The organism is Catenibacterium sp. RTP21428st1_D7_RTP21428_210409 (assembly GCF_040227455.1).
Lineage (GTDB): Bacteria > Bacillota_I > Bacilli_A > Erysipelotrichales > Coprobacillaceae > Catenibacterium > Catenibacterium mitsuoka_A.
On sequence record NZ_JBEHVX010000090.1, the window covers coordinates 1 to 9,361 of the forward strand.

The following is a 9,361-nucleotide window of genomic DNA, read 5'->3' on the forward strand; positions in this document are numbered from 1 at the left end:
GTTTTGGTGGATTTGAGTTTGGTTATATATTTGTGTCCGCGCAACGAAGGCGCGGGGAAATGGAGGAAATCATGATTATTAGAGAAGCAAGAATAGAAGATATAGAAAGAATATTAGAAATATATGATATTGCGAAAGCATTTATGAGACAAACAGGGAACCCACATCAGTGGAACAGCCGTTATCCGGATTTAAAAACATTAGAAGAAGACATTCATAAACAGCAACTCTTTGTAATGGAAGAAAACTCTATTATACATAGTGTATTTGCGTTTATTATAGGAGAAGATCCTACATATAAGGAAATAGAAGGTGCATGGCTTGATCACAGTACTTATGGTACGATTCATCGTATTGCGAGTGATGGCACTATGCATCAAGTATTTAAGAAAGCAGTGGACTTCTGTAGTGAAAAATGTGCACATCTAAGAGCTGATACACATAAAGATAATAAGATTATGCAGAAGGTCATATTAAAAAACGGTTTTCAAGAAACAGGAATTATCTATGTAGAAGATGGCACACCTAGAATAGCTTATGAGAAGGTGAAATAATGATCTGTCCTAAATGTGGATGTAGAGTAGAACCGGGAATGAAGAAATGTCCTGTATGTGATAGTACTTTAGATAACGAATACACAAGATATGAAAAGAAGATGAAAAGAAAAAAGAATACAGAAAAAAGCAATAGGTTCTGTATTTCTTATATCTGATATTATTCGTACTCTTATTGGTGTAGGTATAGCTCTATTTGGCTGTGTAGGTATCATGGAAGGTGATTATCTATTTGCAGCCAGTATAATTCTATTTGGCTTATCACTCATCCCTTATTGGTATAAGAAAGCATCTAACAAATTTATTGCGATTATCCTACCTGTATTGTTTGTACTTATGGGTTTTGTAGTATTATTGTTTACAGTATAGAAAGTATATTCTTTCATCTTTTTTGTCTTGTAATACATGTTAATAATACTTACTTTAGACTAAAGAGGTGATAGATATGACATATACAGAACCAACCGCAATTGGTGGTATGACACAAGAAGAACTAGACAAAGAATTAAGAAAAGGTATTGAATCTATCAAAGAAGGTAAAACATTTACTGCAGGTCAACTACCCACGACCTAAAGGTCATGGGCTTGTAACTGCCCAGTCGTATTAACGGTTTACACCTCCGACCTTTAACCCCAATAGATATTGCTATCTAAAGTGGCGTTACATCATAGGGTGGTTGACAGCACCCTTTGCAGCAGAGTTTACTCTGCTACAACTGTATTAGGTACTTGGCTATCTGCAAGATAGTCTATTCCCATACGATACAGGTTCATAGCTCCAATGCGGTCATCATTAGATTTATAACCACATTTTTTGCAGGTAAACAGATGTATTTTCTTATTGCGGTTAGACTTTTCAACGTGTCCACAGCAAGGGCAGCACTGGCTTGTATAGCGAGGGTCTACCTTAATAACAGAAGACTGATTCTGTTTTGCTTTGTAGATTAGTTTCTGCTCAAGGTCATAGAAAGACCATGATACAGAAACATAACGATATTTTGTTTTAACACGTTCCGTAGCATTACGAATACCTGACAAATCTTCCAATACAAAGAGAGTGTGCTTTGGGTTGCTTTCAACGAGTGCCTTCGATACCTGATGGTTAATATCCTGCATCCAACGGTTTTCTCGCTGACCGATAGCTTTTAGTCTTCGTCTTGAGGATGGCGTATGTCGCATTTGGAGTTCTTTACGAAGTTTGGAATAGTTAGCACGTTTCTGTTTAATAGCTTTACCACTAACAAATCCAGACTTATGTTTGCTGTCATAAGTTGCAACAACAAAGTTAATACCTCTGTCAATACCTACAACATTACAGATGTCAGAAATATTACTTTCTTCAACCTCATAGGTAACTGGTATATGCAGATAGTATTTACCATGTTTATTTACAAGTTTGGCAGTACCAAACTTATAAATCGTATGATCGAAATACTTAGACATTCCATCTGAAAAATAAGATAACTTCACACGACCATTAAGCGTATTGATTGAAAAACGGTTTTGTGTTAAGGAATAATCTCTGTTCCATACCAAATCATATTGAGGTTTTTTGAACGATGCTTTAATCCACTCATTCTGATTTTCAAGAATGGTCTTATATCTGGCAATAACAGTCTTCAAAACAGACTGAGCCATCTGCGATTTAAGGTTAAACTTTTCTCGCAAAGTAGAATACAAAGCCTTGTTAAGTGAAAACTGCTTTAAGTCATGAGTGCGGAATACATAGTCTGAAACATAATTACAGGCATTACGATAAACAGACATAGTCTCATCAAGCAAAAACTTATCTGTTTCAGCTACGATTATTTGAATTTTAGCTGTAATAGTCATCTGTTCCATAGATGTACTCCTTTCATAGATACTTCACTATATATTATATCTAATTTATAGCGAAATATCTATATTTTGAGGTGAACTGTGAATAGTAGATACAATCTCATAACAGACGGAAATACAGTCTGAAAGTACATATAGTCCTAGTAACCAAATACCACAAACAACTACTAAAAGGCTCTATTACCGATGATGTTAAACAAGAGATTCTCGATATAGCTAATACTCGTGGCTACGAAATTATTGTAATAGAAACTGACAAAGACCATATGCATTTCTTATTAAGTTACGATACAGCAGATAAAGTTTGAATTGTAAAGCAGGAAAAAACATACCACTTATGGCAAAAGTATAGTTCGGTCTTATCAAAACAGTATTGGAAGGAAAAAACATTTTGGTCATATGGTTATTTTGCTTGTAGCATTGGGGAAGTGTCATCAGAAACTATACAAAAATATATTGAAAGTCAGGGAGAATAGATAATGATTTACGAGGCTCCTCCCATCGCCTAAAGGCAGTGGGTTTCCGCCTATGACAAACGAAAGGATTTATTTATGAAGTAGATGAAGAACTTGCAAGAGAGTTTGGAATCTAACGAGAGAGAAACAGCGGGCTGCTGTTTCTTTTTCTAACTAGAAAGCTGTATGTATATGCAAAAATCTATTCTATAGCTAACATAAAGAGGATACCCACTACAGTGAATATCCTCTCATTTATGCTATAACTTCTTCTTTTTTATCGCGTCAGCTGCTACATTGATAGCCTTTTCTGCTACCTGTTCAGCTATTTTTGGTGCCTCTTTTTGTAATACTTTTATTGCTGGTACTGCTACAACACCTGCAATCTCAGCTCCCTTTTTTGCAACTGCTTTTACTGTTTCTTTTCTGTCCTCTCGTTTTGTACGGCATTCACGACAATAACTATGTTCAGGTTCTGCTTCATCCAATGGTTTAAAACAACCATGTGCCTTACAAACATAGATTAATTTCTCACCACACTCAGGACAATAGTTAATTTTTGCACTATATTTCTTTTTTCTGTGTGTCTTACAACATTCATTAGGACAAGCCTTCTTTCTTGAATCCATACTAATTACCCTCCGTTTTGTATTGTATAGCTCTTAATCTGTTTTGAATTTCTTTGTAGTCAAGTAATGCATTCGCTCTTTTACTCCAAGTACTATTTATGAGTTTGTCATCTCTTGGATCACACTCAATCAAAAATCCCACGTTTGGTTTTATGATAGCTTTTATGAACCTCTGGTATTCATTACAAACCATCAGCATAGAATTGAATTGATTACTATCAAAATAAATCATTGCTTTTAAGGTGATGATTCTATTGATCGTCTGAAAACAAACATGAATGTTCTGCATTTTCTCTACAAGACAATCGTGTTTCTTTCTTTCTTTTTATCTTATTGAACTGAGGTGATCTTAGGAAAGCTATATCAGATTTGAGTTCCTGAATAATCTGGGCCTGTGAATCATTGAGAGATTTCAATGATTGAGATATGAGTTCATTTCTTAAAGATGCGTCACTTACTTGTAATGCTTCTAGATAGAGAGATAACCCACTATAATATAATCCTACTCTATCATTATGAAACTCCATCAATATATGACTGATGTTCTCTTCAATATTTTCTAATGTATCTACAATATCATCTAATACATCTTTGATGACATTTAACTGTGATGCAATAATCAAATCCTTTTCATTCACTTGTTCTTTGATGTTTAACTTCTTCCCGTAATGATTCTTCTCATCTCGTAACTGCGCATACATGTTGCTATTCTTATCTTTATCGAATCTAAGTAATCCCTTTTTATATTTTTCTTTCAACTCATCTGACAGATCAACGACCAAATTCACATCATCATCCTGTTCAATGGAATCAAAAAGATGATTCATAAATATATTAGATTGATTATATTTTTTCGAAATTAAAGATTTGAATGAACTGTATTCAAACTGTTCATCATATAAATTAAGAAGAGATTCATCCATCAACAATATAGAATCTTCTCTTTGATCAAAATAAGACATACGATACAACTCCAATCAATTTGTTTTCTAGTACTATTATAATACTGATTGTTGTATATTGTCTTATTTTTTTGTATACACCAAACAATTTTATATTTTTTTCTATGACTCCTATTTTAAGGTATTATCAAGCATGAATTTCAGACATAGAATATAGAGATGGTGTATAATAAACTTATCTTGACATAGAAAGGACAAATAATAATGAAACTATTTCATTTATCTGATCTCCATATTGGCTTAAAGCTAATGAACAGAGACTTAACAGAAGACCAACAATATATACTTAATAGAATTGTACAATACGCAAAAGAAAAACAACCTGACGCTATTATGATTGCAGGTGATATATATGATAAAGCTGTTCCTAGTGCTGAAGCAGTGAGTCTATTTGACTCTTTTGTGACATCTTTAAAGGAAGCAGTACCCCAATCTACTATTATGATGATTTCTGGTAATCATGATAGTGCCCCTAGAATAGATTGTTTTAGACAGGTACTACTTAAACAGAACCTCTATATGGTAGGTAACCCTCCTGAAAAAGAAGAAGATCATATTGAAAGAATTACTTTAAATGACACTTATGGACCTGTTCATTTTTACCTTCTTCCTTTTGTGAAACCTTCCATGGTTAAAAACATTATTGGAACTAACGATGGAAGAAACTACTCTTATAGTGAAACAATTAAGAAACTGATAGAAAGAGAAGAAATGAATACAAAGGATAGAAACGTATTGATTTCTCACCAGTTCTATCTACCAGTTAACAAGAAAGCAGAAGACATAGAACGAACTGACTCTGAAATACGTACGGCTGGTAACATAGATGAAGTCAGTGGAGAAGTATTACTCCCATTTGATTATGCTGCTCTAGGACATATCCATAAGCCTATGAAAGTAGGAAGTGATGTCTATCGCTATTGTGGTACACCTTTACCTTATTCTATGAGTGAAGCAGGTCAGGACAAAGGAATTATAGAAATAGAAATGAAAGAGAAGGGTGTTGTAGAAACACAGGTACTTCCTTTAAAACCACTTCATGATCTAAGAATCATAGAAGGAGAACTTAAAGATGTATTAAGTCAATCCTGTGATGATTTTGTGAGAGTTGTACTCACTGATAAACAGGATCTCAATATCTTTGAAATGCAAGAAAAGCTAAAAAATGCATTCCCTAGATTACTTGAAATAAGAAGAGAAAACATAAGAAAGAATAACTATCAGGCAGTTGTAAAGAAGGATGTTAAAATGGATCCATTCTCTTTATGTACTGATTTCTTAAATGGTGTTGATGAAGAAGAAAAAGACTTATTACAGGATATCATCAACCATGTGAAAGGGGTATAATATGAAACCTATTAAACTCGTAATGGAAGCCTTTGGTTCTTATGCATCTAAAACAGTCATTGACTTTAGAGAACCAAATCAGAATTTGTTTTTAATTACTGGAGATACAGGAGCAGGTAAAACAACTATCTTTGATGCGATTGTATTCGCATTATATGGAGAAAGTAGTTCTACTCTAAATAAGAAAACAGGCACACTCTTACAAAGCCAATTTGCCTCACTAGACGTTAAGCCTTATGTAGAATTGACCTTCTCACAAGGATATGGTGATGATGAAAAAATCTATACCATTCATCGTATACCCCAGCATTATACTTACTATAAAGCAGGCGCTAAAAAAGGTTTAAGAAAAGAAAAAGCAGAATCGGGTAGTATCGCATTAATGATGCCAGATGGGTCTGAGTATCCTCAAAAAGAAGCCAATAAGAAGATCATTGATATCATTCATCTCACTAAAGAACAGTTCATGCAGGTCGCAATGATTGCACAAGGTGAATTCATGGATGTATTGCGTAAATCATCTAATGAGAAGAAAGAAATCTTTAGAAAGCTTTTCCATACAGAAATCTATAATGATATTGTAGAAGAACTCAATAATAGAAGAAAAGAAACAGAAAAGAGTATTAGTGATATCAAAACAAGATGTATGAGTGAAGTAGGGCATATTCATGTAGGTGAAGAACATGAAAACCTTGTCTTCCTTATTGAAGCAATTCAAAGAGGGGAAATCTCTTATCTTAATGAATTAGTAGATGAGTTAGAATCTTATTGTCAGGTATTAGAAGAGACTCTTAATAAGGAGAAAGATGCATTAAGTAAGACTAATGTATTAAAAGAGGAAAAGAAAACAAATCTAGATCAAGCGAAACAACTTCTTAATGATTATCAAGTTCTAAAAGAGGCAAAGCAACAGCTCGTTAACTTAAATAATCAAAAAGAAGAGATAGAAAATAACTATAAGCTCTCTAGTAAAATTGAATATGCTTATAATATCTTGCAGGCATATAACTCTTATACAAAAGATCAAAAACAATATACAGATACGCAAAATAAGCTAGAAAATGAACGCAAAAGAGAGCCAGAACTACGCATTCAATATGAAAACTTAAAAGAAGAAGAGAAAACTGTAGATATAAAATACGAACAATCTGTCCGTTTATATACACAGGAATATGATAAAGCGACAAAAGATTTAGAAAATAGAAAACAATTATGCAAAATAGAAAATAGTATATCTAATATTAATAAATCTATTGATAATTCTATTAAACAGCTTACTTTACTCAATAAAAACAAAGAATCTTTATTATTAAAACAGGAAAAAGGTAAAGCAGAACTAGAAACACTCAAGGATGTAGAAAAAGAACAGGTTATTCTAGAATCAAAACATAAGGAATTCAAGACTAAGCTTGATTCTTACAACAACCTCGTTAAAGACTTTCAATCTATTTCTAAAAAAGAAAAAGAACTCGTCTCAACACAAAATGAATATACAAGATTAAGTACTCTTTATAATCAGAAGAATAGACTCTATGATGAAGCTAATAAACTCTTCCTAGATGCTCAGGCAGGTTTACTTGCAAGAACACTTGAAGAAGGTACTCCATGTCCTGTATGTGGTTCTATCCACCATCCACTTCCTGCATCTTTTAAAGATGGAGAAGTGGCCACTAAAGAAGAACTAGAAAAAATGAGAAAAGAAAAAGATAAGGCATTTGTTTTACTGGAAACAGAAAGCGCAAAAGCCTCATCTTTAAATGATTCTTTAAATGAATTAAAAGAGAAATACAAGAATGATTTAAAGACTCTAAGTGAAACACTCTCTAGTGAATCTACACTTAATTCTGTTAAAGAAACACTTCTTAATGAGAAACAAACTCTCAGTCGTCTTGTAGAAGAACTCAATGTGAGAAAGAGTCGTTATCAAGTACTTACAAAAGAACTAGAAACAATTGAAACACAGTTAAGTCAATGCGAAGAGAATGTAAAATCACTGACTGATACTATTCATCAATATGAAGTCAAACTTGCTTCTTTAAATTCTACATTGACACAATTAAAGAGCCAGTTAAGCTATGCTTCATTAGAAGAAGCACAAAATGCGATCAGTCTACTTAATAAGAATAAACAGGAAGAAGAGGCAGCTTATAAGGACTTCAAACAGAAATTAAATATATCTACAGATATTTATAACAAGTGTCAAACACTTATTACATCCTATAAAGAATCTCTTCCTCAACTAGAAAGAAACAGGGATGAGTCTTATAAGACTTATACAAACTTAGTAGAAGAATACAAATGTGATTCTTGGCAGGAGCTTACTTCTAAGTATCAAAAAGAAGATATAAAGCGTTTCAATCAAGCTTATATGGATTATTCTAAGAATTATGCCAGTGTCTCTTCTAAAATTGAAACAATGGAGAAACGTATCAATGGTCAATCACTTCCTGAACTAGATGAACTAGAAAAAGATTATCAAGATATAGTAGAGACATATCAAAATCAATTAGAAGCTGTAAAAGAAGAAGAACATACTTATTTAAACATCACTGAATCATTAAAGAGCTTAGATAAGATTGTTTCTCATACAAAAGAAATGATTCATAAGAACCACCAGTTAACTAATTTATACAACCAATTATCTGGTAATGTATCAGGTTCTAGAATGGACTTAGAAACATATGTACAAAGAACATACCTGGAACGTATCTTAATAGAAGCCAATAGTCGTTTCTATGATATGTCTGCTGGTCAGTATGAACTACATCTTAAGAATATTGAACAAGCAGGAGAAGGTAAGAATAAAGGCTTAGACTTAATGGTTTATTCTTTTGTGACTGATTCTGAAAGAGAAATCAATACATTATCAGGTGGAGAATCATTCATGGCTGCACTTTCTTTAGCCCTAGGTATGGCAGATGAGATAAAAGAAAGTGCATCAGGTATTGATCTAGATATTATGTTTATTGATGAAGGATTTGGTTCTTTAGATGATCATTCAAGAGATGAAGCCGTTAAAGTACTTATGGATATGTCAGAAGGGTCTAAACTTATTGGTATTATCTCCCATGTATCAGAATTAAAACAGGAAATAGAAGACCAATTAGTTGTATCTAAGGATGATCATGGTTCTCATGTGAAGTGGCAGATCAGTTAAAAATGATTGTCGTAAGACGCATACTTATGGCATAATAAATGTGCGAGGTAAACACAATGAAAAACATTATTACATTAAAAGATACATCAGGGACTGATGTTGAATTCAAGCTATTAGATCAATTCACTTATGATAAGCGCACATATGTTGTTCTTATGCCACATAATGAATCTACAACACAGGTTTCTATCTATGAAGTCGTACCTACTAAAGAAGAGGGTTTAGATGGCTTATTAGGGGTTACACCTGATCAAACAAATATTCTCTTTGAAGTATTCAAAGAAAGAAACAAAGACAAATTCAATTTTGTAGAAGAATAGGTAAATAGCCTATTCTTTTTCGCGTGTGCCGGGCATGGCACTAATTCAGTCGGAGATAGTCTGACCACAGGTATTTACCGCCAAGTGTAGTGAACCAC

General features: G+C 33.2%; 10 protein-coding genes and 1 pseudogene. 8 read left to right on the forward strand and 3 right to left on the reverse strand.

The window, feature by feature from the left end; all coding sequences use genetic code 11:
• The 4 genes from ABUA27_RS10805 to ABUA27_RS10820 all read left to right on the forward strand — a co-directional run.
• Window positions 1–554, forward strand: a 554-nt coding sequence (locus tag ABUA27_RS10805) for a GNAT family N-acetyltransferase (protein WP_349820700.1), incomplete at its 5' end; no start/stop codon positions are given.
• A complete protein-coding gene (locus ABUA27_RS10810; protein WP_161220366.1) occupies window positions 554–712 on the forward strand; it encodes a hypothetical protein in 159 nt (52 codons plus the stop codon). The genes ABUA27_RS10805 and ABUA27_RS10810, both read left to right, overlap by 1 nt.
• A 55-nt stretch (window positions 713–767) precedes the next feature.
• The gene (locus ABUA27_RS10815; protein ID WP_161220365.1) at window positions 768–923 is read left to right on the forward strand and encodes a hypothetical protein; all 156 of its coding nucleotides are present in this window, start codon (window positions 768–770) and stop codon (window positions 921–923) included.
• A 76-nt stretch (window positions 924–999) separates the two neighbouring features.
• A complete protein-coding gene (locus ABUA27_RS10820) occupies window positions 1,000–1,128 on the forward strand; it encodes a hypothetical protein (protein ID WP_255452577.1) in 129 nt (42 codons plus the stop codon).
• Window positions 1,129–1,256: 128 nt separating this feature from the next.
• On the opposite strand, the gene ABUA27_RS10825 is transcribed toward ABUA27_RS10820, so the two are convergent.
• Window positions 1,257–2,396, reverse strand: a complete 1,140-nt coding sequence (locus ABUA27_RS10825) for an RNA-guided endonuclease TnpB family protein (RefSeq protein WP_349820701.1) — start codon at window positions 2,394–2,396, stop codon at window positions 1,257–1,259.
• 78 nt (window positions 2,397–2,474) lie between these two features.
• Here ABUA27_RS10825 and tnpA point away from each other — a divergent pair.
• A pseudogene (gene tnpA, locus ABUA27_RS10830) lies at window positions 2,475–2,869 on the forward strand (IS200/IS605 family transposase).
• Between the two features lie 239 nt (window positions 2,870–3,108).
• Here tnpA and ABUA27_RS10835 read toward each other — a convergent pair.
• Window positions 3,109–3,477 (reverse strand): hypothetical protein, encoded by a 369-nt coding sequence (locus ABUA27_RS10835; RefSeq protein WP_129982054.1) that lies wholly within the window; start codon window positions 3,475–3,477, stop codon window positions 3,109–3,111.
• A gap of 251 nt (window positions 3,478–3,728) precedes the next feature.
• Window positions 3,729–4,439 carry a hypothetical protein gene (locus ABUA27_RS10840; RefSeq protein ID WP_287846680.1) on the reverse strand — a complete coding sequence of 237 codons (711 nt, stop codon included), beginning with the start codon at window positions 4,437–4,439 and terminating at the stop codon, window positions 3,729–3,731.
• Between the two features lie 204 nt (window positions 4,440–4,643).
• Between ABUA27_RS10840 and ABUA27_RS10845 the strand changes: the two genes are divergently transcribed.
• The 3 genes from ABUA27_RS10845 to ABUA27_RS10855 are packed head-to-tail and all read left to right on the forward strand — an operon-like array spanning window position 4,644 to window position 9,263.
• Window positions 4,644–5,786, forward strand: a complete 1,143-nt coding sequence (locus ABUA27_RS10845; protein WP_129982052.1) for an exonuclease SbcCD subunit D — start codon at window positions 4,644–4,646, stop codon at window positions 5,784–5,786.
• 1 nt (window position 5,787) lies between these two features.
• Window positions 5,788–8,943: an AAA family ATPase gene (locus ABUA27_RS10850; protein WP_349820702.1), complete on the forward strand. Its 3,156-nt coding sequence runs from the start codon at window positions 5,788–5,790 to the stop codon at window positions 8,941–8,943.
• A 56-nt stretch (window positions 8,944–8,999) separates the two neighbouring features.
• Window positions 9,000–9,263, forward strand: a complete 264-nt coding sequence (locus ABUA27_RS10855) for a DUF1292 domain-containing protein (protein ID WP_161220342.1) — start codon at window positions 9,000–9,002, stop codon at window positions 9,261–9,263.
• Window positions 9,264–9,361 lie beyond the last annotated feature (98 nt).

Coding starts and splice junctions, on each gene's coding strand:
- ABUA27_RS10850 (WP_349820702.1), top strand. CDS start 5,788: ATGAAACCTATTAAACTCGTAATGGAAGCCTTTGGTTCTTATGCATCT.
- ABUA27_RS10815 (WP_161220365.1), top strand. CDS start 768: ATGGAAGGTGATTATCTATTTGCAGCCAGTATAATTCTATTTGGCTTA.
- ABUA27_RS10835 (WP_129982054.1), bottom strand. CDS start 3,477: ATGGATTCAAGAAAGAAGGCTTGTCCTAATGAATGTTGTAAGACACAC.
- ABUA27_RS10810 (WP_161220366.1), top strand. CDS start 554: ATGATCTGTCCTAAATGTGGATGTAGAGTAGAACCGGGAATGAAGAAA.
- ABUA27_RS10845 (WP_129982052.1), top strand. CDS start 4,644: ATGAAACTATTTCATTTATCTGATCTCCATATTGGCTTAAAGCTAATG.
- ABUA27_RS10840 (WP_287846680.1), bottom strand. CDS start 4,439: ATGTCTTATTTTGATCAAAGAGAAGATTCTATATTGTTGATGGATGAA.
- ABUA27_RS10825 (WP_349820701.1), bottom strand. CDS start 2,396: ATGGAACAGATGACTATTACAGCTAAAATTCAAATAATCGTAGCTGAA.
- ABUA27_RS10820 (WP_255452577.1), top strand. CDS start 1,000: ATGACATATACAGAACCAACCGCAATTGGTGGTATGACACAAGAAGAA.
- ABUA27_RS10855 (WP_161220342.1), top strand. CDS start 9,000: ATGAAAAACATTATTACATTAAAAGATACATCAGGGACTGATGTTGAA.